At 51.8% G+C, this 26,078-nt stretch carries 28 protein-coding genes, 3 tRNA genes and 1 riboswitch; of the genes, 21 read left to right on the top strand and 10 right to left on the bottom strand.

Annotation, left to right across the window (positions count from 1 at the left end; all coding sequences use genetic code 11):
• The first annotated feature begins 125 nt into the window (after window positions 1-125).
• The 4 genes from NST23_RS18045 (at window position 126) to NST23_RS18030 (ending at window position 1,284) form a co-directional block, all read left to right on the top strand.
• Entirely contained in the window at window positions 126-794 is a 669-nt protein-coding gene (locus NST23_RS18045) for a helix-turn-helix transcriptional regulator (RefSeq protein WP_217365151.1), read from the top strand.
• A gap of 237 nt (window positions 795-1,031) precedes the next feature.
• Window positions 1,032-1,105: transfer RNA gene (locus NST23_RS18040), tRNA-Gly, on the top strand.
• 8 nt (window positions 1,106-1,113) lie between these two features.
• A tRNA-Met gene (locus tag NST23_RS18035) sits at window positions 1,114-1,187 on the top strand.
• A gap of 21 nt (window positions 1,188-1,208) precedes the next feature.
• Window positions 1,209-1,284 (top strand) — tRNA-His (locus NST23_RS18030).
• Window positions 1,285-1,378: 94 nt separating this feature from the next.
• Here NST23_RS18030 and NST23_RS18025 read toward each other — a convergent pair.
• Window positions 1,379-1,747, bottom strand: coding sequence for a glyoxalase superfamily protein (locus NST23_RS18025; protein WP_122964930.1), 369 nt, complete (start codon window positions 1,745-1,747; stop codon window positions 1,379-1,381).
• 197 nt (window positions 1,748-1,944) lie between these two features.
• Window positions 1,945-2,853 (bottom strand): EamA family transporter, encoded by a 909-nt coding sequence (locus NST23_RS18020; RefSeq protein ID WP_122964931.1) that lies wholly within the window; start codon window positions 2,851-2,853, stop codon window positions 1,945-1,947.
• Between the two features lie 261 nt (window positions 2,854-3,114).
• Between NST23_RS18020 and rarD the strand changes: the two genes are divergently transcribed.
• Window positions 3,115-4,023 carry an EamA family transporter RarD gene (gene rarD / locus NST23_RS18015; RefSeq protein WP_309538820.1) on the top strand — a complete coding sequence of 303 codons (909 nt, stop codon included), beginning with the start codon at window positions 3,115-3,117 and terminating at the stop codon, window positions 4,021-4,023.
• A 77-nt stretch (window positions 4,024-4,100) separates the two neighbouring features.
• Here rarD and pdxK read toward each other — a convergent pair whose 3' ends face one another.
• Together pdxK and NST23_RS18005 are read right to left on the bottom strand one after the other, a co-directional pair.
• Entirely contained in the window at window positions 4,101-4,913 is an 813-nt protein-coding gene (gene pdxK, locus NST23_RS18010; RefSeq protein ID WP_122964933.1) for a pyridoxine/pyridoxal/pyridoxamine kinase, read from the bottom strand.
• Window positions 4,914-5,084: 171 nt separating this feature from the next.
• Window positions 5,085-5,255, bottom strand: a complete 171-nt coding sequence (locus NST23_RS18005; protein ID WP_167470319.1) for a hypothetical protein — start codon at window positions 5,253-5,255, stop codon at window positions 5,085-5,087.
• A gap of 206 nt (window positions 5,256-5,461) precedes the next feature.
• On the opposite strand from NST23_RS18005, the gene NST23_RS18000 reads away from it, so the two are divergent.
• From NST23_RS18000 to NST23_RS17990, 3 genes are read left to right on the top strand one after another with little or no spacing between them, the layout of a single operon-like run.
• Window positions 5,462-6,163 (top strand): ABC transporter ATP-binding protein, encoded by a 702-nt coding sequence (locus NST23_RS18000; protein ID WP_122964934.1) that lies wholly within the window; start codon window positions 5,462-5,464, stop codon window positions 6,161-6,163.
• Between the two features lie 24 nt (window positions 6,164-6,187).
• Window positions 6,188-7,636, top strand: coding sequence for an ABC transporter permease (locus NST23_RS17995; protein WP_122964935.1), 1,449 nt, complete (start codon window positions 6,188-6,190; stop codon window positions 7,634-7,636).
• 18 nt (window positions 7,637-7,654) lie between these two features.
• On the top strand, window positions 7,655-9,175 hold the full coding sequence (locus NST23_RS17990) for an HlyD family secretion protein (RefSeq protein WP_173597005.1): 1,521 nt from the start codon (window positions 7,655-7,657) through the stop codon (window positions 9,173-9,175).
• 85 nt (window positions 9,176-9,260) lie between these two features.
• On the opposite strand, the gene NST23_RS17985 is transcribed toward NST23_RS17990, so the two are convergent.
• The gene (locus NST23_RS17985; RefSeq protein WP_173597006.1) at window positions 9,261-9,935 is read right to left on the bottom strand and encodes a hypothetical protein; all 675 of its coding nucleotides are present in this window, start codon (window positions 9,933-9,935) and stop codon (window positions 9,261-9,263) included.
• Window positions 9,932-10,732 carry a class I SAM-dependent methyltransferase gene (locus tag NST23_RS17980; RefSeq protein ID WP_173597007.1) on the bottom strand — a complete coding sequence of 267 codons (801 nt, stop codon included), beginning with the start codon at window positions 10,730-10,732 and terminating at the stop codon, window positions 9,932-9,934. Before NST23_RS17980 ends, NST23_RS17985 begins: the two co-directional genes overlap by 4 nt.
• A 196-nt stretch (window positions 10,733-10,928) precedes the next feature.
• Here NST23_RS17980 and NST23_RS17975 point away from each other — a divergent pair, with 196 nt between their 5' ends.
• The 3 genes from NST23_RS17975 to NST23_RS17965 all read left to right on the top strand — a co-directional run bounded on the left by NST23_RS17975 (window position 10,929) and on the right by NST23_RS17965 (window position 14,110).
• Window positions 10,929-12,974, top strand: coding sequence for a hypothetical protein (locus tag NST23_RS17975; RefSeq protein ID WP_173597008.1), 2,046 nt, complete (start codon window positions 10,929-10,931; stop codon window positions 12,972-12,974).
• Window positions 12,975-13,045: 71 nt separating this feature from the next.
• Window positions 13,046-13,243: a hypothetical protein gene (locus NST23_RS17970; RefSeq protein WP_122964940.1), complete on the top strand. Its 198-nt coding sequence runs from the start codon at window positions 13,046-13,048 to the stop codon at window positions 13,241-13,243.
• A 39-nt stretch (window positions 13,244-13,282) separates the two neighbouring features.
• Entirely contained in the window at window positions 13,283-14,110 is an 828-nt protein-coding gene (locus NST23_RS17965; protein ID WP_173597009.1) for an EcsC family protein, read from the top strand.
• Here the strand turns inward: NST23_RS17965 and NST23_RS17960 are convergent.
• Window positions 14,107-14,652 carry a GNAT family N-acetyltransferase gene (locus NST23_RS17960; protein ID WP_173597010.1) on the bottom strand — a complete coding sequence of 182 codons (546 nt, stop codon included), beginning with the start codon at window positions 14,650-14,652 and terminating at the stop codon, window positions 14,107-14,109. The genes NST23_RS17965 and NST23_RS17960 overlap by 4 nt on opposite strands.
• Window positions 14,653-14,744: 92 nt before the next feature.
• Entirely contained in the window at window positions 14,745-15,188 is a 444-nt protein-coding gene (locus NST23_RS17955; protein ID WP_063229726.1) for a flavodoxin, read from the bottom strand.
• Between the two features lie 155 nt (window positions 15,189-15,343).
• Window positions 15,344-15,533: riboswitch (Lysine riboswitch) on the top strand.
• 103 nt (window positions 15,534-15,636) lie between these two features.
• On the opposite strand from NST23_RS17955, the gene dapD reads away from it, so the two are divergent.
• The 5 genes from dapD (at window position 15,637) to NST23_RS17930 (ending at window position 20,076) form a co-directional block, all read left to right on the top strand.
• Window positions 15,637-16,347 carry a 2,3,4,5-tetrahydropyridine-2,6-dicarboxylate N-acetyltransferase gene (gene dapD / locus NST23_RS17950; protein ID WP_173597011.1) on the top strand — a complete coding sequence of 237 codons (711 nt, stop codon included), beginning with the start codon at window positions 15,637-15,639 and terminating at the stop codon, window positions 16,345-16,347.
• A 14-nt stretch (window positions 16,348-16,361) separates the two neighbouring features.
• Window positions 16,362-17,576 (top strand): aspartate aminotransferase family protein, encoded by a 1,215-nt coding sequence (locus NST23_RS17945; RefSeq protein WP_173597012.1) that lies wholly within the window; start codon window positions 16,362-16,364, stop codon window positions 17,574-17,576.
• A gap of 3 nt (window positions 17,577-17,579) precedes the next feature.
• On the top strand, window positions 17,580-18,713 hold the full coding sequence (locus NST23_RS17940) for an N-acetyldiaminopimelate deacetylase (RefSeq protein WP_173597013.1): 1,134 nt from the start codon (window positions 17,580-17,582) through the stop codon (window positions 18,711-18,713).
• A 290-nt stretch (window positions 18,714-19,003) separates the two neighbouring features.
• Complete coding sequence (locus tag NST23_RS17935; protein ID WP_173597014.1) at window positions 19,004-19,600, top strand: hypothetical protein; 597 nt, start codon at window positions 19,004-19,006, stop codon at window positions 19,598-19,600.
• A gap of 113 nt (window positions 19,601-19,713) precedes the next feature.
• Window positions 19,714-20,076, top strand: a complete 363-nt coding sequence (locus NST23_RS17930; RefSeq protein ID WP_063229721.1) for a DUF4912 domain-containing protein — start codon at window positions 19,714-19,716, stop codon at window positions 20,074-20,076.
• Between the two features lie 148 nt (window positions 20,077-20,224).
• On the opposite strand, the gene NST23_RS17925 is transcribed toward NST23_RS17930, so the two are convergent.
• Window positions 20,225-20,863, bottom strand: a complete 639-nt coding sequence (locus tag NST23_RS17925; RefSeq protein WP_122964947.1) for a glycoside hydrolase family 73 protein — start codon at window positions 20,861-20,863, stop codon at window positions 20,225-20,227.
• 166 nt (window positions 20,864-21,029) lie between these two features.
• Window positions 21,030-21,458, bottom strand: a complete 429-nt coding sequence (locus NST23_RS17920) for a DUF1885 family protein (protein ID WP_122964948.1) — start codon at window positions 21,456-21,458, stop codon at window positions 21,030-21,032.
• Between the two features lie 178 nt (window positions 21,459-21,636).
• Between NST23_RS17920 and NST23_RS17915 the strand changes: the two genes are divergently transcribed.
• The 5 genes from NST23_RS17915 (at window position 21,637) to NST23_RS17895 (ending at window position 26,012) form a co-directional block, all read left to right on the top strand.
• Entirely contained in the window at window positions 21,637-22,161 is a 525-nt protein-coding gene (locus tag NST23_RS17915; protein ID WP_122964949.1) for a MarR family winged helix-turn-helix transcriptional regulator, read from the top strand.
• A gap of 105 nt (window positions 22,162-22,266) precedes the next feature.
• Window positions 22,267-22,566, top strand: a complete 300-nt coding sequence (locus NST23_RS17910) for a DUF3055 domain-containing protein (RefSeq protein ID WP_063229717.1) — start codon at window positions 22,267-22,269, stop codon at window positions 22,564-22,566.
• 137 nt (window positions 22,567-22,703) lie between these two features.
• Entirely contained in the window at window positions 22,704-23,513 is an 810-nt protein-coding gene (locus tag NST23_RS17905) for an alpha/beta hydrolase (protein ID WP_173597015.1), read from the top strand.
• Window positions 23,514-23,641: 128 nt separating this feature from the next.
• Complete coding sequence (locus tag NST23_RS17900) at window positions 23,642-23,767, top strand: GapA-binding peptide SR1P (RefSeq protein WP_083955739.1); 126 nt, start codon at window positions 23,642-23,644, stop codon at window positions 23,765-23,767.
• Between the two features lie 109 nt (window positions 23,768-23,876).
• Window positions 23,877-26,012 carry a hypothetical protein gene (locus NST23_RS17895; RefSeq protein ID WP_173597016.1) on the top strand — a complete coding sequence of 712 codons (2,136 nt, stop codon included), beginning with the start codon at window positions 23,877-23,879 and terminating at the stop codon, window positions 26,010-26,012.
• Window positions 26,013-26,078 lie beyond the last annotated feature (66 nt).

Below are 26,078 nucleotides of genomic sequence, written 5' to 3'. Positions count from 1 at the left end.
AGAGCGGCCAAGTATCCGGATACTTTGTAAAGAAATTTCTTTAATTAACAAATTATACCTGCGTTTTGACTTTGTCAATATTTTTCTTTATAATCTAGACAGTCCGAATTTTGAAGGTGATGGGATTGAAAAAGTCGAACACAAATGCAAAAGACGGGGCAGAAAGAACGAGGCGGTCGATCATCAATCTGCTCAAGCAAAACGGCGCCATGGACGCCAATCAGCTGGCGAGCGAGCTGGGGGTGACCGCCATGGCGGTGCGGCAGCATTTATACGACCTGCAAGAGCAAAGGCTCGTCACTTTTTTCGAGGAACCGCGCTCAATGGGCCGACCGGCCAAAATGTGGGCTTTGACCTCTGAGGCAAACCGCCTGTTTCCGGACGGCTATGCCGATTTGACTGTCAGCTTGATCGAATCGATGAAGGAAGCTTTCGGCGAGGAAGGCTTGGAGAAGCTGATTGAAATTCGCAACCGCAAGCAAGTGCTGGACTATCAGAGCAAGGCGCCGCTTAGCTTGCCGCTGCAGGAAAAATTGCTTGCTTTGGCCAAATCGCGGACGGATGAAGGCTATATGGCAGAGATCATTGCCAACGAAGACGGCTCGTTTTATTTTGTCGAGAAGCACTGTCCGATCTGCGAGGCGGCAAGAGCCTGTTCCGGCTTGTGCAACAAGGAACTGGAGATGTTTCAGGCCGTGCTCGGCGCTGGCTTGACGATAACGCGGGACGAACATATTTTGGCTGGGCATAATCGCTGTGTGTACCGGATCGTTCCTCAGGCCGATTCTGTCTGAATGTTTCGGCACAGCTTGCTGTGCGCTGTTGCTCCACAGGACTCGTAACAAAAGCGGGCTTGGCTACGGGTTACGGGTCTTGCGGGTCTATTTTCGCTATTCTTGACTTTAATTTCACGTGTGTTACAATAAAATGCAGAAAAGAACCTCTGGGCGCAAGATGAGCCAGAAGTTCGCAAAGCCACTTGCGCTGGCGAGTAGGTCGCAGAAGCGTGCGAGTGGACGTGCCTTTGTTTTGCGGGTGTAGTTCAATGGTAGAACTCCAGCCTTCCAAGCTGGTCGCGTGGGTTCGATTCCCATCACCCGCTCCATAGCGTTTGGCGGTGTAGCTCAGCTGGTTAGAGCGTTCGGTTCATACCCGAAAGGTCGGGGGTTCGATTCCCTCCGCCGCTACCTGATCTGATTGTGTCCATGGCGGTCGTGGCGAAGGGGTTAACGCACCGGATTGTGGCTCCGGCACTCGTGGGTTCAAGTCCCATCGATCGCCCCATACAGCAAAAGGGAAAAGCCCAGCAGGTTCTTGCACGAGCCTGGCTGGGCTTTTTTGTGTTCTCGTCTTTTCGCGGGAAACAGCTTCTTCCAGCTTACGGAAAAGGATGCGGCTGGAAAAAGTGAATCCGGTTGCCAAAAGGGTCTGTCACAGACACTTCATGCGTTCCCCATGACGTCTTTTCCAAACCCGGCCGGGCGTATTTGTACGACTTGCCAGCCAGTGTCTGGTGAAGCAGCTCGATGTCCTCGACCTGCACGCGGATCGCTGCACCCGGGCACGCATCTCCGTGATGCTCAGTCAGATGCAGCACGCAGTCAGGCGAGGAGACTTGCATGTACAGCGGAAAATTGTCCTCATAGCGATGCTCCCAATCGACCTGAAATCCGAGAAAGTCGACGTAAAATTCCTTCGCTTTTGCTTCGTCAAAAATGCGAAAAATCGGCATAACGGCAAGCGTCATCTTTTCACAAGCCTCCTTCATGTAGGAATCGCAATCTCTTCATACCATTCCATGCGACCACCCCGATTTCCTATCAGCTAGAAAAGAGAGAGAACTGTTAACCGCAAGCGCTCACATCCCCGTTCATGCAAAACGTCGAGACGTGTTTCACAGAAAAAAGCGTGCCGAGTCCCTGGTGGACTGACACGCTTTTTCGGTTACATTCCTTTTTTCTCCAGGACATGTGACGGAGCAAACAGTTTGCGCCATTTGATTTGCGGCACGCAGATGGCAGCCAGGATCATCAGAACGCCGCTCCACTGGGAGAGAGTAACTGTTTCATGCAACACGAAGCTGGACAAGAGAACGACCGTCGGCAATTCGACTGCGCTCAAAATCGTCGCAAGCCCGTTGCCGATCCGGGGTACGCCTACAGCCAGACAAAAGATCGGGATGACGGAGCCGAATACAGCGACCAGCAAGCCGAGCGGCAGCAGACCTTCCAGCAGGCGTCCGTTGAGCAAAAACGTTGGCGGGTAGACGATGGACAACATGACGGCAGCCATGCTGATCGTAATCGCGCTGCGCAAGTAAGGATTCATGCCGGGCAGGACGCGGCCGCTGAAGAAAATGACCAGGGCAAAGGTAGCGCCAGACAGCAGTCCGTAGATCAGGCCAGTGACGCTCACGTTTTGCAAGCCGCCTTCGCTAAGCCCGCTGGCGAGCACCGTTCCGCCTCCCAGCATGAGCAGCGAAACCCATTTGGCAGCTGACGGCCACTTGCGATCGACCACGGATTCGAGCAAAACCCCGATCCAGGTGAATTGGAACAACAGGACGATCGCGAGCGAAGCAGACACGCGGCTGACAGCCTGATGGTAAAAAATGCTGGTAGAAGCCATCATCAGACTGACAGGCGCGAGGATCAGCAAGTATTTGAACTGGAATCGTTCCCGCGAGAAGAACAAGGCCGCCACAATCATGATCAAGCCGCCGAAAACCAGTTGACTTCCGCTCATTTCATAGGGAGTGAAGCCCAGGGCAAATGCGTGTTTCATGAACAGCGACAACACGCCATAGCTGCATGCGCCAAACAAAACGAACAGAACAGAACGCCAGTATGTCATAGGTAAAAATTCCTTTCTTATGACTAAACTCGGTTGAATAATGCCTATTGTACACCAGTAGGAAAAATGGTACAATGAAAAATTTAGCTTCGCTTTATTGTGTTACTGAGGTAATCAACTATCTAGGTAACTCACTACTATGGTAGCGAAAGAAAGTGTCTGAAACGCTTATATTGAGCATGAATACATAGCCGTTTGGCGGCAATTCCGGTACACTACTCTATATGTGTGGCACATGGCAAACTCGGTGGAGGCAGAAAAATGAAACAGGGGATCTTTTATGCGGTTGCGGCGTATTTTGCATGGGGTTTGCTCCCTCTGTACTGGAAGCTGTTTCAGTCAATGGGTGCATGGGAAATCCTCGCTCACCGCATCGTCTGGTCCGTTCTTTTTGTCGCAATCATTATTCAGGTAACGAAACGCTGGAAGACGATGTGGGGCTCGGTAACCGGGGGGAAGATGTTCGCGGCTCTTGCCATTTGTTCGCTTCTGATCAGTGCGAACTGGCTGATTTACATTTGGGCGGTCAATAACAACCAGATCATGCAAACAAGCCTCGGCTATTACATGAACCCGTTGTTTACCGTGTTGCTCGGCGTCATCTTTTTAAAAGAAAAAATGCACGCAGGGCAGTGGGTTGCGCTCATTCTGGCAGCCTGTGGCGTCCTGTTTGTCACCTTTCAATACGGCGAAGTTCCGTGGATCGCGCTCTCTTTAGCCGTGACGTTCGCATTTTACGGTCTGGCGAAAAAGCTCGTAAAGCAAGAAGCGATGATCGGGCTTGCCTGGGAGACTTTGTTTGTCGCTCCAATCGCTCTCGGCTATTTGCTTATGCTCCAGGCGAACGGAACGGAGACGATCGCGACTCTCGCCTGGTGGCAAATGTTGCTGCTTGCGCTCGCAGGAGTTGCGACTGCGATGCCGCTGTACTGGTTTGCACAGGCTGCCGTGCGCTTGCCGCTGTCAATTGTCGGTTTCATCCAGTATTTGTCTCCGACGATTTCTTTGCTCACGGCCGTCTTCCTTTATAAAGAACCGTTTACAACCACGCATTTGATCAGTTTTGCCTGCATCTGGTCTGCGCTGATCATTTTTACCGCAAGCTCGATGCGCAAAAAAACGGCCGCTGCTCCGATCAAACAGGGAGTGGCGATCAAAAAGCAGGCGTGAACGTGAACGAAAAAACTCCTGACCAGTTCCGAGGCATATGCTTCGTCTGGTCAGGAGTTTTTTGTTTGCGCAAAAGCTTAGGCTTGCTGTTTGCGGCGATACGCGCCATGGTCGGTTGGACCGACGTACTGATTGAGGGCAAAGGAGTGGCGAATCGCTTCTGTAATGAAATCTTTCGCGACAGCAACGGCTCCGCGCACGGAGTTGCCTTTTGCCAGCTCGGCACAAATCGCAGCCGAGAATGTGCAGCCTGCTCCGTGTGTAAACGTAGTGTCAATGCGCTCGGACTCAAGCACTTCAACGGATTGGCCGTCATAGAAAACGTCGACGGCATGGCCGCCTTCCAGCTTGGTGCCGCCTTTTACGACAACGTAAGCGGTGCCGAAGTCATGAATGCGTTTTGCCGCTTCTTTCATATCATCAACGCTTTTCAGCGCGCCCATCTCACTGAGGATGCCCGCCTCGAACAAGTTCGGGGTTGCCACAGTCGCACGCGGAAGCAGAACTTCACGCAAGCTGATGGCGATTTCCGGGTGGAGCGCTTCAGCGCCTTTACAGATCATCACCGGGTCAACGACAACGTTTTTCAATTGGTATTGTTCTATTTTGCGGCTAGCAAGCTCTACCAGTTCGGTTGTACCGAGCATGCCCGTTTTTGCTGCGTCTACGCCGATTCCGGCCAGTACCGTCTCGATCTGCTTTTCGAGGATGGCCACATCGATCGGAAACACTTCATGGTTCCAGTTGTTGTGCGGGTCTTGGGCCACGATGACAGTAAGCGCTGTCAATCCGAATACGCCAAGCTCCTGAAACGTTTTGAGGTCTGCTTGTTGTCCAGCTCCGCCGCTGGTATCGGAGCCTGCAATCGTGAGTGCTTTTTTCATGGTCATTTTGATTATCTCCCTTATGTGCAGCAGCGAAGTGAATGCAGATCTTTACTGTCATGCACTGTAATGTCTCCCTCTATATTAAGAGGAAAAAAACGGCGATGTCAATAATATCTCCACAAATAAAAAACCGCTTCCCCGAGATGAGGAGCGGTTGCAGATGTGTGTATGCAATTAATTGGAAGCAGCGTGGTGGAAGGAAAAGCTGATTGGCGTGGACAGAGTGCGGGAGCGCTTGGTAGCGAGCTGTTTGGCTTGCTTCGCTGCTTCAAACATGCTTGGTGCCTTGATGATTTCCACCCATCTGCGCGTTGCGGTTTCAAATAAAAAGCGGTAGATTGTCATCGGTCATCGACCCTCCGTGTTTTCTTCACTCTCTTATTGTAGTACGGATTTGGCAGCAGTTGGTTACGCGTTTGTTACATGATTTTGAAGATCTTGCATCTTTTTTGTAACAAAACAAGGGAAAAATTGTTTTTCAAAAAGCCGTTACGTTTTGAACGTTTTTGCGTCTTTAGTATGAGAAATGAACGAATGAGGTGCTGTAAAAGATGGCCAACACAAAAGGAGAGCTGACAGTAACCGGGGTCAATCACAGCTACGGAACAGGGAAACTCAGGGTGCCCGTACTGTTTGATATTAACCTGCACATCAATCGCGGCGAGTTTGTGGCTCTGTGCGGTTCGTCCGGTTCAGGGAAGTCCACACTGCTGAATCTGCTCGCGGGCCTGACCAAGCCGGAAGAAGGAAGCGTGACGGTAAGCGGAGAGGAGATCTCCAAGTTTAGCGAAAACCAGTTATGTCTGTTTCGGCGCAAAAACATGGGCTTCATTTTCCAGTCGTACAATTTGCTGCCCAACCTGACTGCGCTGGAAAACGTGGAGCTTCCGCTGATCTTCGCGGGCGAAAGCGTCAAGAAGCGTCGGGCGAAAGCGACGGAGATTTTGAATCGCGTCGGGCTGGATGGGCGGATTCATCACCGTCCAAACGAGCTGAGCGGTGGTCAGCAGCAGCGTGTCAGTATTGCGAGAGCGCTGGTCAACCAGCCGGATATCATTTTGGCTGACGAACCGACGGGGAACCTCGATTCGAAGACGGAGCAAGAAATCCTTCATCTTATGAGGGAAATGAACAAGGAAAATGGGACTACGTTCATCATCGTTACCCATGAGCAGGAAGTAGCAGAACAGTCCGACCGCGTGATTTACTTGCAAGACGGCCGGGTTGTACAAAAAAGGACGAGACCAGCGTAGGCGAGGGTATGAGGTGAACATATTGTGAAGGTAATAGATTCGTTTCGCATCGTCTGGAGAAATCTGTGGCGAATGAAGCTGCGGACGGCTCTGACGTCCGTCGGTGTAATGATCGGAACGGCGGCCATTGTCGCCATGATGGCGCTCAGTCTGGGCCTGAAGGAAAGCGCTGTGAAAAGCTTGGAAAACTTCGGGAACCTGACGGAAATGGACGTCGAGCCGATGTATTACAATCAGGAAAAGGACGAGCCGATCCCGGATGACCAGCGCAAGAGGCTGAACATGGAAGCCGTGCAAGAACTGAAAAAGATCCCGGGAATCGCCAGCGTCATGCCCGTCAAGCGGCTGAACGAGCAGGCGAAGCTCAAAGTAGGCAGGCGCGAGGGCTACGTGGAGCTGGTAGGGGTAGACGTGAATGAATCGGCTGCCTACCGGAAAAACGATGTGGAAAAAGGGAACTATTTGACAGGCTCTCCGCAGGAAGTTGTTGTGGCATACGATGTTCCAAGAGAAATGCGCGATGTGGAAAAAGAAAAACGCGAGGCGCGCAGACGAAATTCCGGAGGCGGCAGGCAGTCCGACATGCCGCCGGATATGATGGGCGGCGGTGGCGAGGGAGCAGCCTTCAACATCGTCGACAAAGCGGCCACACTCGTTTTGACGCGGGAATACCGCATCGACGACGAACCGAAGTTTGAGAAAAAAGAACTGCGGGTGAGAGTCGTCGGACAGCTGCGCAAATCGGAAAACTTCCGATACTCCAGCGCTGTGTACGTGCCGCTCAGTGTCGTCAAAGAGCTGAACGATTGGGTCAACCGCAGCCGGGGCAACGAGAGCGATGAAGGCTCACCGCGCCGTACGCGCGAGCAAGCGAAGAAAGACACGTTCGAATTTGACCAGATGACCGTCAAGGTGGAATCGCGCGAGCAGGTAGAGAGCGTCGTCAAAGCCTTGAAAGAAAAAGGCTACGAAGTCTGGTCGCCAGCGCGCGAGCTGGAAACGATCAACAAATTTTTCTTCGTGATTCAGATGGTCTTGGGCGGTATCGCGGCGATCTCCTTGCTGGTAGCCACGATCGGGATCGTCAATACGATGATCATGTCGATTTTGGAGCGAACGAAAGAAATCGGCATCATGAAAGTGATTGGCGCAACGGTATTCAACATTCGCTGGCTGTTCCTGATGGAGTCGGGCTTTATCGGTCTGATCGGTGGATTGGCTGGGCTTGGCATGGCCTGGGGCGCTGTAGAACTGGTGAATTATTTCGGAGCTTCGGGCGGCATTATGGACAGTTTGAACATGGGGTATGGCGGAGGCGGACCGGAAGGCGAACCGAGCAAATTGGCAGTCATTCCAGCCTGGCTGGCACTGTTTGCCATCGGCTTCTCCTTTGTTATCGGTTTGCTCGCAGGGATTTTCCCGGCTATTCGGGCTTCCCGTTTAAGCGCACTTCAAGCGATTCGATCAGAATAAGAAATGTGGGGAACGAAGATGAACAAGAAAAAATGGATCATACTGGCAGCAATCGTGGTCGTTCTGGGAGGGGGCGGCTACGGTGGCTACGCATACTACCAGTCGCAAAACACGGTGGCAGAAGAACCGCCGGCAGAAGAGCCTTCCTTCCCGACGGCTGTCGTAGATGTAGGGGAAGTGAAGAAAACGATTTTCTCTTCCGGGACCGTGGAAGCAAAAGCGCGTGAGGAAGTCCGGTCCGAGAGCAGCGGCAAGGTGCAGAAACTGCTCGTGAAAGAAGGACAAGCGGTGAAAAAAGGCGACGTGCTGTTTACCGTAGACAGCATGGACGCCCAGCTCGAATTGCAAAAGCTGGAGCTGGGGATCACCCGTTCGCAAAAAGAGTTGAGTGAGCTGAAAAACAAGAAAGACCGGATTGTCTCCAACAAAGCCGGGAAGGTGAAAGAGCTGCTCGTGAAAGAAGGAGACTCGGTTACTCCTGACACGGTTGTAGCGAAGCTGGTCAACACCGACAATTTGAAAATTGTCGGGAAGTTTACGGCGTTTGAAGCGGATCAGTTCCGCGTCGGCCAGCCTGTGAAGGTGTTTGTCACCGCCTCTCTCTATTATGTGGATGGAGTGGTGACGAAGGTCGACAAGATCGGGAAAAAGGAAAAAGGCGTGGGTGGCGTTCACGACGTCGAAGTGCTGGTCAAGAAGCCGGGTGCACTCTACGCAGGAGATATCGGGCAAGTTCAGTACACAGACCCTAAAGGGGTGCTGTACATGAGTCAGCAAGCCACTCCGTTTGAATTGTCGGATGAAATGGAGATTTTGGCCGGAACGCATGGCAAGATCGGAAAAGTGGAGATTGACAAGGAAGACGAAGTCAAAAGCGGACAGCTTTTGTTCAAAATGGATTTGACCGATTCCGAGCTGGAACTGAAAGACAAAGAGCTTTCCTTGAAAGAAGCGCTGCTGAACCTGGAGCAGAAAAAGCGGGAAATCGCCAAAAAGCAAGTGGAAGCGCCGATCAGCGGGGTCATCACGAAGCTGAATGTCAAAGAAGGCGAAACCCCTGGTTCTGAGCCAGTTGCCGTTATTATGGATACTTCCTCTGTTTACTTTGTAGCTGCGGTAGATGAGATGGATATTCCAGCGATCAAGCTCGGCCAAAGCGTAGATGTTTACTTGAATGCTTTTGGCAACAAGCCGTTCAAAGGGAAAGTCACCGAGCTTCCGAAAGAAGGGACAAAAGAGGACAAGTCTGTTCGCTTCGCCGTCAAGGTGGAGTTGAGCGAGGCTGCCGATATGAAGCACGGCATGACGGGTGACTGCGATATTTACGTCGGGCAAAAAGACAACGTGAAGCGATTGCCGCTGAATGCCGTTGAGGTCATGGAAGCAGGACATGCAACCGTCATGGTCAAAGACCCGTCGTCTGGAGAGCCGACACCGAAAGAAATTGAGATCGGACTGGAAGGCGCGGACTTTGTAGAGATTGTCAATGGCCTGAATGAAGGCGAAGAAGTATTGATGATGAATCCGGAAGGCATGTAAGGATTACAGCACGAGCATGCAACGAGAAAAGACAACAGCCTTGTGTACCCGTCTTGCAAACGGATCGCGTTGGCTGTTGTCTTTTTTAGCGATAGCGGGTCAATGAAAGTCTCTCGCAGACGTTTGAGGTCAAGCTTTTCAAAGGATGAGCCACCAGCTGGCCAGTCTCGCGGCTGAACTGCTCAACTGCCGGACCCATGGACAGCTGCGCCGCTGCCAAGGCTATGCCAGGACGGGCAAGTTGAAGGTGATGGAGCGCTTCCTTTATTTTGGCGCAGTATGCTTCTTGTCTGTTTGCCATCAGCAGGTCAAACGAATTTTCGATGATGTGAAGCTCGATTGCGGGATCGCTCCCGGCTGCTTGCGCGTAGCTCCGCAAGCGGTTCATGGTCGGTTCGACTGTGGCCGGGTTGCTGAACAAAAGCAGCTTCGCACCGGGATCAAGCGACAGTTCCTGAAGAAGCGGGCCGTCTATGGTGAAAATGGGAACCGCGAAACTGGCCTCGTCTTCTGGGGTTAGGTAAGAAGCGTACTGGGTGCAGGTGATGATCACGGCGTCTGCCGAACATCGACTCATCCACTGCAAATGGTCGCGCAGTTTCGCGTGCGCCTGCTCGATCGCAAGGACAACAGCTCCTGTGCTTTGCAAAAGAATGCCCGGATCGACGAAATGAACAAGTTCGACGTCGAGCGCGGCGAAGGCATCGGCTAAAAGCGCAATATTCGAATGGTGCGCGTGCAAGCAGGCAATTCGCTTCATCGGCTGGCATCCGGCTGCAAAGAGGTTGGCGTGGCTTCCTTGCGGGCGATGAAGCGCAGTCGCTTGTAGTCCATGACCCAGCTGCCAGCGTGGAAAAGCGCCGGGCGCAGCAGCTCCGTCACCTCTTCGCGGATGTCCGTCCTCGCTTGCGCGGACAGTCCCGCGAAAAAAGGGCTGCAAAAGGAATCCAGCCAATGCTGTAACCCCTGATCGCCATCTGGCAGGGTGGTTGGTCTGTTGAAGTGGGAGGCCAGTGTGACGCGAAAGCCTTGCTTTTCCAAAAGGGCAGTGTACTCGCCGATGCTTGGAAAATACCAGGGAGAGCGCTCATCTGCCGAAATATTGTGCCGACTCAATGCGATCCGCAAAGCTTGGAGGATGTATTCGCAGTTGCCTTTTCCGCCAAGCTCGGCAACGAAGCGTCCGCCGGGAACGAGCAGTTGCCAGACAGACTGAATCACTTCCTGCGGCTTTTTCATCCAGTGCAGCGCCGCATTGGAAAAAACAGCGTCATACAGTTCGTTTGATTGATAGGAGTGGGCGTCGGCTACGGAAAAGGCAATCTGTGGATATTTTTGTTTGGCTGTCTCGATCATACTTGCAGAAAAGTCGATGCCTGTCACCTTGGCGCCAGCCTCTACCAGTTGCGCGCTCAAATCCCCGGTGCCGCAGCCTACATCGAGAATGTTTTCGCCGGGCACGGGGGAAAGCCACTCCAAAAGTCCTTTGCCATAAGCGGACACAAAACCCATCTTGTCATCGTAGAGCTTGGCATTCCATTGATTCGTGAGACTCATCTGTCTCCCTCCTTTTCTCTTGTTTTACCAGTTTTATAGGTATAAATCAAATCTATAAAAATGATCAAACGAATAGTTTTTACCTATGTGCATGGCGCGGAATTTTTTCAAACGGCACAGGAAATCAGGCTCATTTTGTCGAAGAAAGACGAGTGGAAACACTACAGCGAATGCAAAGAAAGGTAGAGAATATTCCGTGAAAAAATGGGTTGTAAAAGCACTTCTTGTGTGTCTGGCTACTGGCACCTTTTTGTCGGGAGTATCGGCTCCGCCAGCCATGGGAGCAGGGGCTGCAACATCTATGAAGAAAAACAGCCAAGTAGCAAAGCCCGTTTCGCAGCCTGTTCACAATATGATTATCTTTAACGACTATCAAGTGGCTGGCCAGGATTCAGGAGGGTGGAACTGGGTAAAAAATGACGAATTTATCCTTCCGCCAGATACTCCTCTCGATATCGACCTGCTGCAAACGACGTATGGTAGCGGCACGAACCTCAATAAAAGCGAGGTGATGCTTGACGGTGTTGCCATGCCGGAGTACCAGGCCGAACAGCAGTCTTCGCAAAGCACGTTCCGTTGGCAAGTTCCCCGCTTTTCCATTCCGGCTGCCAAATTGACGGCTGGCCTGCATACACTCACGTTTGTCGTATCAGATGCCAAAGGGCAGAAAAGCACCGTGCATGTGCGCTTTCAAGTAGAAGCGCAAAACTACCCGAGCGTTTTTGAAGGGGAGAAGGCTGAGGGCGAGGAAGTTCCAGCCGGCCGTCAGACAGTTATTTTCGGCATGATGGGCTCTACGAATTTTGCCAGCACGGTTCCGGGAACGTGGAAAATGACCAACAAAGCAACAGGTGCCGAGCTAAAAGCGGTACCGGGAACCGTTTTTGCGACGGGAACGCTGGCAAATGGAGAATACGATCTCGTGTTCACTCCCGATGACATGAGCATGAGCATCTGGACGACAAATATTCGCGTCGGCATGGCGGAACTGTACATGGGAACGGACGCCAATGGTCAAAAGCTCTCGCAAGGCCAGCAAATCTCTGCCCCTGCGGCTCCGGGAGTGGTTCCGCTGTATTCTCCCGTTGCCGGACGCTGGTCGGCGAATGGGACAGGACAGACTTTGACCGACTCCCAGCATTTCGAGGTGGCGATTCCGGAAATGATGGCGGGAATGACGATGACGGTCACTTTTGAGCCGAATCAGACAACCAATCCTGACAACATCTGGGGCAGCTCAGCAACGGAAGTAAAAATTCAGGTTCCCGGTGCGCCCAACTCGTGTGATTCAGCGAGTGCAACTGCGACGATGGATGTGCTGATGCAGCAAAATGCGCAATCCTCGATGATGGTCGAGCGGGAAAATTTGTCCTCGTCCGATATTACCGTGAAGCTTTACCAAAGACCTGTACATGTGATCTGGCTGGCGACAGCGGCGGAGCATGTGGAGCATGGCAGTGAAGCGTCAGACGACGAAGGGCCGGGCTTCTGGGCCGTTGACAACGTGGTGGTGGATGAATCGAAGCTGAACTGGGATCATACAGCGCTCCTGCTGTCCAGCTACAAGCCAGGCCGACTCAAGGTGAACTATTACAGCAAGCGGGAGCCTCGCCAGTCGTGGTGCGGCTATATTCAAGTAATTGAAGATGTCCGGCCAATCCCGGCTGTCCCCGCCTGCGACAAGGATGAATCAGGCTTGGCTCCTACCCAATCGCCGCTGCTGTTGATCAACAATCGCGGCAAGGAATATCGCGACGGGCAGACCATTTCAGTCAATTCCTTGGCAGAGCTGGACAATGACAGAGAGCTGCGGCTAAAAGCTACGTACGCAAAACGCAGCGGAAACAAAAAGCTTCGGGATGGAACGGGGCGCAACGGCACGGCTTACTACATGCCGAACCTCGTCTGGACGTACGGAGAGACGCCAGTTGGCTCCAATCAGACGACTGTTGGAGCGACGATTTCATCCGACAACACGGTTCAAGTGTTTTATGAAGGACAGGAAATCGCGCTTTTCGAGTCAGACCCGGATGATGAATACGAAGATGAGGGAATGTCATCCCTCGATTTGCGGCAAATTATCGAGGACAACGACGGAAAAGCAGGCGTCTACACAATCAAGGTGACCAACCATCTTACGTACAAGACTTGCTCGCTTGTGCTAAAAGACAAAAAATACGTGAAAGACTTGAACGTCCAGGAACGAAATGAAACCATGTCTCTGAAAGTAGAAGTGAAATAAGCAAACGTCCCCCTTGCAGTTGGCAGGGGGGTTTTTGTTGGGAAAAGTGCTCGAAGGGGAGGGCAAGCGAGATGACCAGTGAACAGATCGCCATTCTGAAACAGTTCGGTTTTTGCATCGAAGGGGAGCAAGTGAAACATTTGAAGCTGGGAATCGTAACAGACAGTAAGGAATTTGCACGCTTTTCCACGCCTGAGCAGTTGCGGGAGCATATCAAACAGCTGCTTCGCAATCAGTGCTTATGGAAGCAAAAGCGCGGCGAGCAATAGAAACGGAAGAGCGGAAAGGTGTGGGAGGGATTGGGACAGATGGAGTCGAGAGCATATTTGCAGCAGGAGCTGGCAGAGGTAGAAGCATGGGAGAAAGATCAAAACGACTTGTGGTTTTGGGAAAAGCTGGGCAGGCTTCCTTTCGTCTGGCTGGATAAAATAACGCCGAATTTCGTCAGGGATAAGCTGGGAACGGCAGTAGACGAGATGGCGGCATTTCTTGAAACGGGAGGGACGTATCTCGTTTCGGATGCGGCGATTTACAGCAAGTTCGCTCAGCGGCTTGAGCAGGAGCAATCCGGTTCGAGGCAGCCGCGAGCAGAAGAGGTCGCAGGAGCGCCGCTTGTGCTCATGGATGAAGTGGCTCTTAATCTGAAAGAGTCGCGGGCGACTTTTGCCACGGTGCAAGGTGCGACGACGGGGATCGGCGGAATTTTTACATTGGCTATCGACATTCCGTTGCTTTTGGGCACTTCGTTGAAAGTGTTGCAAGAAATGGCCCTCTGCTACGGATATCGGCCAGAAGAAAAGCGAGAGCGCCTGTTCGTGGTCAAGTGTCTTCAATTTGCTTCCTCGGATATTGTCGGGAAAAAAGCGATTTTGGCTGAGCTTTCCCGGTTTGACGAGCCAGCTGCGCAGAAAGACGTCATCGCGCAATTGCAAGGCTGGCGGGAGGTCGTCGTGACGTACACCGAAAATTTCGGGTGGAAAAAGCTGTTTCAGCTGGTACCGATTGCGGGTATTTTGTTCGGAGCGTACTTGAATCGTTCAACCGTACAGGATGTCGCCGAAGCGGGGAGAATGCTTTACCGCAAGCGGCGAATCCTGGAGCGATTGCGGGCACAAGAAACAGCGCAGCGTGATTAAGCCAGGTCTTCGGCTGTCAGCGCGAAAATCAGATGATCTTCCCACACGCCGTTGATCTGCAAGTAGTGCAAGGACAACCCTTCCTTGCGAAAACCGTTTTTCTCCAAAACGCGAATAGAGGCCGTATTGCGAGGCATGACAGCGGCTTGCACGCGGTGCAAACCGGCTTCTTGAAAGGCGAAAGCGAGAGCGAGCCTGACGGCGGCTGTCGTGTAGCCTTTTTGGTTGCAGCTTTGATCCATGAAGTAACCGATGGTTGCGTTTTGCCAGGCGCCGCGTACGACGTTTGACAGGGCAACACGGCCGATCATGTCGTCCGTTTCGCGCAGAAAGACGCCAAAAGCGTAGCCTGTGCCAGCGGCAAAGTCTTTTTCCGCCTGGGCGATTTGTTCCTGTTGGCCCGTGAGCGTCAAAAAGGAAGACGACCGAATCGGTTCAAAAGGTTGCAAAAAAGCATGATTACGCAGCCGAAGCTCAAGAAGCTCGGCTGCGTCGTCCATGCCCAGAGGTCGCAGATAGACCGTTTCTGTATGTAGCGTCATGATATCAATCCTCCCTGGAAAAAGTCGGATCGACATTGTACCATGACTTGATTTAAGTGGAAAGGCTTTTTCTTTTCAGCGGCCTTCTGGTCTTAGCCCAGCAATTCGGAGAAAGAAACGCCAAACGCCTTGCAGGTTTCCACTTCTTTCGCTGTAGGGGACAGCTCGATTTTCAAGCCTTCAAGTGGTGTTTCCGCACCGCGCTCGCTCGCTTTTTTCAAGAGAGTATCTACGGCAGCGCCAACGTGCTCGTAAGCGGAATCGCAGGAACCGAATGCGACTACTTTTTTGCCAGTCAGATCGATGTCGTCCATCTCTTCGTAGAAGTCCAGGCACTCGTCCGGAAGATCGCCGTCGCCCCAAGTGTAAGCGCCGAGCAGGATGCCATCGTAGTCCTCAAGTTCCTTGGCTGTTGCGTCCATCACTTCTTTTATCTCCAGCTCTTTTCCTGTGGATCGAATACCCTCAGCAATCGCTTCAGCAATCTCTTGTGTGTTTCCAGTCATGCTTGCGTAAACCATCAAAATGCGGCTCATAAGGTTGAAACCCTCCAAATAAGATAATGAAAATCATTCTCACAAAAATAAGATAATGAAAATGATTCTCGTTGTCAATGATTTTTTTTCTTTCTATAAAGCTGTTGCCACATGGGAATGATTTTGGTAGAGTTAAATGAAATTATAATATTGGAAGTCTAAATAGAGGTGCGCCGAAGAATAGTACATCTTTTCGTCATCTGCCGGGGGGCGGGAAAAGGAGGAAAGGCTAAAGCGCCGAAGCGGTTGTTGTTCCCCTCGAACAGCAGCGGCTGGGGTGGCTCATGAACAATGAACATCCTGTCACAAAAGACGATTGTCTTCTTGTGGAGCGCTATTTACGATTTGCTTGGGCAGTTTGGAAAGCAATGAGATAGCGAATGCACTCATTGCTTTTTTTAGTCAATTTAAACAAGGCAAGGTTTTGACCAAAAAGGAGGATTTACCTGTGAACATGATGGATGCAAATGAAATTATCGCGTTTATTCAAAAAAGCGAAAAGAAAACACCTGTGAAAGTATACGTGAAAGGCAATCTGGAGGGCATTGACTTCGGTGCCAGCGCAAAAACGTTCATCACTGGCTCTACTGGCGTCGTCTTTGGCGAGTGGAAAGAGATCGAGCCTGTTTTGGCTGCAAACGCCGACAAAATCGAGGACTACGTGGTAGAAAGCGACCGCCGCAATTCCGCGATTCCATTGCTCGATACAAAAGGCATCCAGGCTCGCATCGAGCCGGGCGCGATCATCCGTGACCAGGTTACCATCGGAAACAACGCGGTGATCATGATGGGAGCTTCGATCAATATTGGCGCGGTAATTGGCGAAGGCACGATGATCGACATGAACGTGGTTGTAGGTGGACGCGGTACAATCGGGAAAAATTGCCACATCGGCGCTGGTTCTGTCATTGCAGGCGTTATTGAGCCGCCTTCCGCACAGCCGGTTGTTGTCGAAGACGATGTCGTGATCGGTGCCAATGCGGTTATCCTCGAAGGCGTTCGCGTAGGAAAAGGCGCGGTCGTAGCAGCAGGCGCGGTCGTGATTGAGGATGTGCCGCCATACGTGGTTGTTGCGGGCACACCTGCTCGTGTCATCAAACAAATCGACGACAAAACTCGCTCCAAGACGGAGATCAAGCAGGAGCTACGTCAGCTGTAGGGGAGAGAGCTCACATGGACTGGCGTACGCTCGACGAACAATACATCGTCTCTTCTTATAAACGTTTGCCTATCGCGATCGCCAAAGGGGAAGGAAACTACCTGTACGATACAGCGGGCAACAAGTATTTGGACCTGTTTACGGGCCTGGCAGTCAATGTGCTGGGCCACTCCCACCCGCGGATTGTTCAGGCGCTGCGCGATCAGGGAGAACGTTTCCTGCACATTTCCAACGTATTTTTGAACCAGCCGGCGATCCTGTTGGCCAAGCGGCTGGTCGAGCAGACGATCCCGGGAAAAGTGTTCTTCACCAATTCCGGCGCAGAGGCGACCGAGTCCGCGATCAAAATGATTCACAAATGGACGAAGACCGACGGAGCCGGACGCGAAGGGATCGTCGTCTTGCGCAACAGTTTTCACGGCAGGACGCTGGGCGCCGTTCGGCTGACCAGGCAAGCGCACGTCTATCAAGATTTTCCGCAGCCGGATTTTCCCGTGTACGAGCTTGATCCGGAGGACACAGCCGGATTGCGCGCCATCTGTCGCGAGGCAAAGCCAGCAGCCGTCCTGATGGAGCCTGTTCTTGGCTCCGGGGGTGTCGTGCCTTTGTCTGTAGACTTTTTGCGCGAGGTGGCGACCATTTGCCAAGAGGAAGGCATGCTGTTTGCCATGGATGAAATCCAGACAGGCATGGGACGGACGGGAAAACTGTTTGCCTACGAGCACGCAGGCGTGACGCCAGATTTGATCCTGTTTGCCAAAGGAGTAGGCGGCGGACTTCCGCTCGGTGGCGTCATTGCCGGGACGAAGCTGATGAACCAGTTCAAGCCGGGAGATCACGGCACGACTTTTGCGCCGTCTCCGCTTTCGGCTGCTTTGGGCAATGTCGTGCTGGACGAACTGCTCGATCCCGCATTTGCAGCGAGCGTAGACGAAGTGATTGCCTACCTGTGGGCTGGACTGGAAGCACTGCGTGAGCGCCTCCCGGAACAGCTTCAGGCGCTGCGCGGCAAAGGCATGATGGTGGGAATCCCGCTCAGTGCTGCTCCCGAAGAGGTCAGCCGCTTGCAGCAAGCCATGCTGGATCGGGGAGTTCTCGTGGATGTGACGCAAAAAACGATTGTTCGCTTGCTGCCGCCGCTCACTTTGACCAAGGAAGACGTAGACCGTTTCCTGGAAAGCTTTGCAGCGGAACTGGCTGAGCTTCAAGGGGCAAAAGGGGAGGTGTAAGCGATGACGACATCTTTGTTTACCCAAATTCGCCGCGATCTGCACCAAATTCCCGAGCCGGGCTTTCAAGAGGTAAAAACGCAAAAGTATTTGCTCGATTACCTGGAGAAGCTTCCGCAAGATCGGCTGGAGATCAAGACATGGCGCACCGGGATTTTGGTCAAGGTTGCCGGAACCAATCCGAAGCGGACGATTGCCTGGCGGACTGACATGGACGGCTTGCCGATTGCAGAGGAGACGTCCTATCCGTTTCGCTCGTTGCATGAAGGGTATATGCATGCGTGCGGACACGACATGCACATGGCGATTGCTCTCGGGCTGCTGACGCATTTTGTGCAGCAGCCGATCGCAGATCACCTGCTGTTCCTGTTTCAGCCGGCGGAAGAAGGGCCAGGCGGCGCCCTGCCGATGATGGAGAGCGAAGAGTTTGCGCTCTGGCGGCCCGACTGCATTTTTGCCCTGCATATCGCTCCCGAGTACCCTGTGGGGCATATTGCTACAAAGCCGGGCATTTTGTTTGCGAACACGTCCGAATTGTACATCGATTTGGTCGGAAAAGGCGGACATGCGGCGTTCCCGCACAAAGCAAATGACATGGTAGTTGCCGGGAGCCATCTGGTGACGCAGCTACAGTCCATCATTTCGCGCAACATCGACCCGCTCGATTCCGCTGTCGTGACCATCGGCAAGCTGGAGGGCGGAACCAAGCAAAACATCATCGCCGAGAAGGCGCGGCTGGAAGGGACGATTCGCACGTTCTCGACAGAGTCCATGGCTCTGGTCAAGGAGAGGATTGAATCGCTAGTAAAAGGGATCGAGGCCGGTTTTGACTGTACAGCATCCATTGACTACGGCGTGGGCTACTGCCAGGTGTACAACGAAGAAAAGCTCACGACAGCGTTCATGGACTGGGTGCGCGAGCATGGGGAGGATGTGACGCTGATCGCCTGCAAGGAAGCGATGACCGGAGAAGACTTCGGCTACTTCCTGCAAGAGATTCCCGGCTTTTTGTTCTGGCTGGGCGTTCATACCCCCTACGGCTTGCATCATGCCAAAATCGAGCCGAGCGAGGAAGCGATCGAAGTCGCGATTCGTCTCGTCTCCCGGTATTTTACCTGGCTTTCGCAGCAAGACTAGCGTGCGACGGCAAAAGAAGAGCGGCTGTGCTGGCCGTTCTTTTTTTATCGGCCAATACCAATAGTGTGCGGACGGCCATATGCCCGCATTGTCAAGAGTCCGGAGTGGTTATTCACAAAATGGTGAACAAGTCTTTCTTCCTGTGCGGCCGTTGCTTGTGGATTCTGTGGATATTGTTGAAAAAACTTGTCTTTGCACCACAACTATTTGCCGTTTTTCACGTATAAACTAGAGAGAAGAAATTCCGGAAGAACAAGCGCTGCCGCGCACACATACAGGAGGATTATGACATGAAAAAAGCATGGTTATCGGCCTTGTTGGCGCTGACTGTAGCGGGAGTCGGGACTACCGCTGCTTTGGGAGAAGGTGCGTTGCGCGTATTTGTCGGCTCAGAAACGATTGCGAGTGACATGCCGGCTTCCAAAGCTGATTCGATTGAATCGTTGGTCAATAAGCTTGGCGGATTCGTCGATTACGATCAGAAAACAGGAAAGCTGCAAGTAGTCAAGCCCAATGTAAACATCATTGTCCTGGAAGGGATTCAGCAGACACGCAACAAAACAATCGTGTTCAGCAACCCGATCAAAGGCTACAGTGACAAAAATGTTCCGCGCACCTTCAACGTCTTTGTCGAAGTGGACGAAGCTCCCGTCGCCAAAGACTTGCGTATACAACTGGTTCTGATCGGACCGGATGGCAAAGAAGTAAGCAGAGGAAAAGAGCTGAAGTATTCGACGCAAAACGCGAACAGCTTCTATTTCGCCGAGCCGTTTGTTTCGACCAAGCTGGAGGACTACGGCAATTACAAGGTGCAAGTCCAAATGAAGTCGGAGAAGTTCCCTACGTATGTCGTAGTAGGCGAAAACACTTTTACGGTAGGGCGATAAATTAAATGGCTTGGAAACGTTCCCACTTGGCTTGGTCACATGGTATAATAGACTGAATAAACCAATATACATGTTGAAAGCAAGTACATGAAAGAAAGGAACGATGGGAGCAGATGGAGACAAATCCCCCGCGATCGTCCACGGATGTAGAAGGCCCGAGTATACACATTGCCTGGAAAGATGAGCATTCGATTCAGGCAGAGTGGAGTATGACGAAGGAGTTCGAGCAGGAAGTGGAGAAGAAATTTGCGATACCTTTTGCCGAACTGCCGTTTGTCCTGCGCCTTTTTGACGTGACTGAGCGCAAAGAGATCCGTAACGATGGCACAGACCTTTACACTGATTTTGATATTAATCACCGCTCTTCCGAATGGATTTTGTACGGAGTCACGCAAGGATTGGAATATTGCGTCGATCTCGGCATTCGGATGGTGGATGGAAGGTTCTATTCGCTGTCAAGATCTCAAATGATTTGATCAACGTGCTCGTTTGATTTGGCTGTTTGGATGTGTGATCCAAGGAAGCCGCATAGGAAGTAGTACCCGTTTTCTTATAAGGAAAAAGCCCCGCTGGCCCACGTTTTCGTGTGGCTGGAACGGGGCTTTTATTTTTGCGGCGGATGGCTTATGGCACTTGGCGCTGTTTGTCCAGCAGACGAAGCGCGATAGCGAAGACCGCCCAGGCAGGCAGCGGCTCATCCAGCTTGCCGAGCCATTCCGGCGACGTAATCAAACCTTCGCGCAATGCCCGTTTGCCGAGATCGAGCTTCCAGGGGGGATAAGGGGATGGCTCTTCAGGCGTAAATTGATCGTAGGCGCTCAAATTGTAATTTTGAATCAAACGAATCAGCTTGTCGGCGTACTGCGGATCAGTGGCATACCCGGCTTTTGACAGCGCCTGGGCAGCTTCCTGCGGCGTCTGGGCCATCAGCACTTTTTTGTATGCGGGCTTGAGCAGAAACTGGGCGTGATCGTCGATGGATTGTTGATAGTTGTAGTAAGCTTTGAACTCGGATGGGTGGGACACGGTTTCCCCGTTTACGACTTCCTTGCTGACGGTGGTGACCGATCCGGCGGGGCCTGTGCCTTTGATGCCAAACAAATTGTAGGAGGAGCGGCCTGTCGTCGAATCAACAGGCACTTTTTGCCCCCAGCCTGATTCCAAAATGGCTTGCGCAATCGTGATGGAAGGGAAAATGTGATAATTCAAGTAAGACTGCCTGGCGGAGCCTGCCACCAGCTCGATGAATGCTTGCGGCTCCATACGCTTTTCACCTCTTTCGTCGTCGCTGACCTCTGGCGGTGGGTACTGGCAAATTCGGCTATCTGTACCCATGTTATGCCGGGCGCAGCGAAAAAAGCTCCGCGAGGAAAGCAGCGCACGCATGCAGACGTAAAAAAACAGCAGGTCAGAGCCTGCTGCTTCATGGTTACGGTTTGCGAGGTTGAAAATATTGGACGCGTTTGTTGAACAAATGCAGCTCCGCCTTGTAGTCGCGGGCCAAGTAACGACAGTATTCGTTGGCTTTGTTCATGTCTCCGTTCGTGGCAGCTTCCGGGAGCGAAATCTGGATGTAATGCTTCTCGGTGCCATCTTCGTTGGCGCTGCCAACTCCGACCACGATCGATTTGTACATGCTCGGGTCTTTTCCCTTGAGGAGGAACCACGATTCCTTGCCTTCCGGACGTTCTTCTATGGTGTATGGAAACGCTGCCTCTTGATAGGACCAGCCGAGTTGCTGCCCTGTTTTAGCGGTCATGTCCATATATCGCGTAAACTTGGCTTTCACGTCTTCAATAGTTGCAGATTGGGCGGTAGAGCCATTCACAAAATAGATGTAGGCCGATTGAAGTTTCACGATTGCACCCTCCTAGTACCGGGAATATCTGCGTTTAGTGTAGCATTGCTTCCACTCTTTGGCAATGAGACAGTTGCGAAACGAAAACAATTGCGCGTCTTTTCTGAAAAGTGTAAAATATAAATACTATTTATATAGTCGATAAGTGAACGATAAAGGATCATGGAGGAGTAAGCCCATGCAGGAGGCCTCGATTAGACACGTATTTGAAGCATTGAACACGATGCGCGCCATTGATGTGGTAAACAAGGAAGACTGGGAGCGGGCGGCGAAGGAAGCCGAATTGGATTCCTCCGTGCAGTTAAACATTCTCTGGATCATTTACTGTTATGAAGGAGTGCGTGTCACCCAAATTGCCGATTGGACTTTCTGGCACCCGTCTTCGATCGTCATTCACATCAAAAAGTTGATGGAGAAAGGGATGGTGACGATTGAAAAGTCTGAGCTGGACGGACGGGTCGTCCATGTGTACCCAACCCAGCGAGGCAAAGAAGTTTTGGAAGAAAGCAGAAGAAATGTCCCATCAATTTTCAGATTGACGTATGCCCTGGAGAAAATGGAGGAACGATACAGTACAGCAGTAGTCGAATTGTTCTTCGAATGCCTCTCCTTTGTCGCCCAATCGCTGCACGGAGCGGAGAAGGTGAGATGGATTCAGGAGGGCGAAGATCGCGTGATGAATCCTACTCATCTGATTAGTTAAGGAGCAGAGGGTGGCAAAAAAGCCGATTTTCGTGTATACTGTTAAATACTCCGAATATTTTTGAAATATTTCCGGAGTGAAAACCAAGATGAGGAGGGATTGCTGATGGAGCACTACGAACACTTATACGACGTTTCTGAGAACGCGAATGTCCGTTTTCTCGGATTTGTTTCTGAGGGAACCAGACACGACTTTGGGATTGTATTTACACACAAGTTTTATGGAAAGCCGTTGGTGGTCTGTATGCAAACGGGGCAATCAACCCTTCTCTGTTCAGAGGATGCGGTAAAGCCGGGATATTTGCAAAAAGTTTTCCGACTGGACTCGGAAAGCGAAGCCCAGGCGCTCGCTGAATTTTTCCAACAGTACCTACCGACCATTTCATTTGAAGAGAATCAGTACTAGCAGGCGGGCAGAAGTTTATCTTCTGCCCGTCTTTTTTGCTAGAGCGCCGTGGCTGTCTCGAAAGCAAGCGGAGTACCCTGTTTACGAAGGCGGGCGACCCGGCTTACAATCGGGATAAGGAACAGGAGGCCAGATCGATGAACGTACATAAATGGGCGGCCAGCGAGCCGAGAGGAGCAATCGTGCTGGTGCATGGAACAGGAGAACACCACGGGCGGTATGAGCATGTCGCCGCTTTTTTGAATCAGCAAGGCTGGGATGTGTATGCAGGAGATTTGCCAGGCTGGGGGCGCTCTCCGGGAATCAGGGGGCATATCGACTCGTTTGACGATTATTTGCAAAGGGTGCGGGAGTGGACGGCGTTTGCCCTGCAAGACAGCGCCGGAAAGCGTCCCGTCTTTTTGCTCGGGCACAGCTTGGGCGGATTAATTGCGACTCGCTTCGTGCAGGAAGAGAAGCTCGCTCGTGAGCTGACGGGACTGATCCTGACTTCTCCGTGCCTTGCGCTGAAGCTGGCGGTTCCGGCGTGGAAGGCGCGGGTGGCGAGTCTGCTCGACCGCGTTTGGCCGACGCTTGCCATCGCCAACGGGATCACCCCTGACATGGTTTCGCGGGATGTGGCGGTTCAGGCTGCTTACAAAAGCGATCCACTCAACTATCCAAAGGTCAGTGTACGGTGGTTTCAGGAATTGCACAAAGCGATGAACATGGCTTTTGCGCAAAGCGGACAGCTTGCGGTGCCTGTGCTGGTGCTCCAGGCAGGTGACGACTCTCTCGTCGATGCCGATGCTGTCGAGCGCTTCGCCGAAGGCATACAGGGAAACAAAACGTTTCGGCGTTTGCCAGGCTTGCGCCACGAGGTGCTGAACGAGCCGGAGCGCGAGGATGTACTCCGGCAAATCGGCAACTGGCTGGATGAAATCGCCAAAACGAATATGACATACTAATTAAATTCAATTTGTGTGCAATTACCGTATTGACTCCTAATGGCGTGGCATATTAAGATGAGAGTACGTTGAATTGAAGGATATGTGTTATCACATTTCATGAGGAATCCAATGCGGAGGGGACACAGATGGGAACTATCGTATGTCAGACTTGCGGGACCATCATCGAGCATTTTGAGAGCAACTCAGTGAAAACGCTTTATGCGGCTTGCAACTGCGAGTGCCGACCTGATCAGAGACAGGAAAAAGAATAGGATAAAACGCGCAGGCCACTCAGTTCGGGGCCTGTTTTTTTTGACAACCTTTTCATATTGAAGGATAATGGGGAAGTGTGATAATCGTTGCAAAAGGAGGAATTGTTTCATGAAACGAAAGCCCATGCAAGGACTGATGGCCGCAGCGCTACTGGTCAGCTCCTTGTGGACCGGGACGCCAGCGTTCGCTAACAGTGTCGGAGAGGAAATCAAAATAGACGCTAGTCAACCTGAAATTTCTGAGGATGGTTTCGACATTTCCAAAGATTATGCCGTATGGAAAGTGGAAGGCGAGAAAACACTCACCCTGTACAACCTCAGCAAACAGACAGAATTGAAAATCGGTGATAAAAAGTCCGACAAAACAAGCCCGAGAGTGGACGGGAAATACGTCGTCTGGATCGACTCTCGCAACGGAGGCTCCGATGTATACCTGTACGATATCGCCAAAGACGAAGAGATCCGTTTGACAAAAGACGCTTCGGTAAGCGGTCTGGAAATCACAGGCAAGCAAGTCGCCTGGGCAGACAAGAGCGATGAAGGCACAGACATTTATTTGTACAACATCTCGACAGGTGATACGACACGCGTGTCCACAAGCGGGAAAGCCGAGTCTCCAACCGTGGGCGACAGCTATGTAGCTTGGGCAGACAAGAGAGAAGGCAACTACGACATCTACTACTACGACATCGAGCGCGGAGTAGAAAAAGCGGCAGTCTCCGGAAAAGGCGATCAGATCGAGCCAAGCATTTACAGCGACAAGATCGTGTACGAGAACAGTACGAGCCAACAAATTTACCAATATTCGATCAGCGGCGGTAAAAACAAACAGCTTACAGATAGTTCGGACAGCAAGGGATTCGTACATATTTTCAAAGACAGAGTCGTCTATTTGGAAGATGACGATTTGGTTTACCACCAATTAAACAAAACGTTTGGCAAAGAAATCGTCAGCAACATTTTTGACGAGGTCGGTCCTCGCCTTTACGAAGACTACGTGCTGTATGCCAAGAAGGACAACAACAAAAAACTGCGCTTGAGTCTGTACGACCTGGACGAACAAGAAGTCATTCCGCTCGGGACCACTTCCGGCAAGCCGATTCAGCCAGACGCTTCCGACCGTTATGTCGTGTACGTGGCAGAAGCCAAAAAGGGCAATGCTGTCATTCTGTATGATACAGAAAAAGGTACAAGCAAAACGATCAGCAGCGAGGACTCCGATCCGGAAAGAGCCGTTGTAAGTGGACGCTACGTCGTCTGGTATGACCAGAAGGAAGACGCGCTGGTTGCCTACGATATTCGCAAAGGGACAACCAAACAGATTACGGACGAAGATGAAGATCAGGAGCCGAGCGACAAGCTGTACGAAGTCGATGGCGACAACCTTTTCTGGGTGAACATCAATCGCCGGGCTGATCTGATGATTACCGATTTGGCGACAGAAAAAACAACAGAGATCGAGAGCTTGAAGAGTGAGCCGCTCTCCATCGATATTTACGGAAACTACGCTGCCTGGGTGGCAGAGACTGGCAAGAAAACGGCGAGCGTTTATTTGTACGAAATCGATGAACAAGACACGACAGAAATCCGCAAAAATGTTAACGTGCAATCGGCGCAAATCGGTGACGATTTTGTCGTTTGGAGCGAAACAAGCGACAAGTCTAAGACTGGCTGGGATTTGTACCGCTACAACATGGATCGCCAACGGACCGATTTGCTGATGCGTTTCAACGATCGCGATCAAAAAAATCCGCAAGCTTCCCGCAATATGGTGTTGTTTGAAGACAACCGCCTGACGAAGAAAGACAATGATTTCTACTATGAGCTGTATGATGCAGAAGACGGTTCGTTCAGCGACGTCGAATGGAACGAAAAAGCGGAAATGTCCAGTGCGCGAATCGGCGGCAACCGCGTTGTTTGGATCGATGAGCGCGATGGAGATCCGGTTGTGTACACGATGGCATTTGCGAAACCGCAAGATAGCGATGAGGAAGAGGAGCCAGGGGAAGAAAAGCCGGAGCCTGGTGAAGTAAAAGAGTTCAAGTATGTCGACTTGCTCAATAACAACACTTTGGGCAAACTGCTCAAAGAAGTCGGCTACAACAATTTTGTGTATGTGTTCTTTGCAGGAACGGACGAGGAAGTTACCATGACCATGCGCGAGGTCGTAAACGACAAGAGACGTTTTGACGATTACATGAAGCAAAGCGACGTGGACGAAGTCGTGGTGCGCGTCACCTACTAGAAGGAATGCGCAAGCAAAAAGCAGACAGTGGACATTTTCCAGCTGTCTGCTTTTTTGCGTGCAAAC

The organism is Brevibacillus sp. FSL K6-0770, from assembly GCF_038000275.1.
In the GTDB taxonomy this organism is placed as follows: domain Bacteria; phylum Bacillota; class Bacilli; order Brevibacillales; family Brevibacillaceae; genus Brevibacillus; species Brevibacillus parabrevis.
Note: the sequence above shows the minus strand (reverse complement) of the source record. Positions and strands in the feature narration are given on the sequence as shown.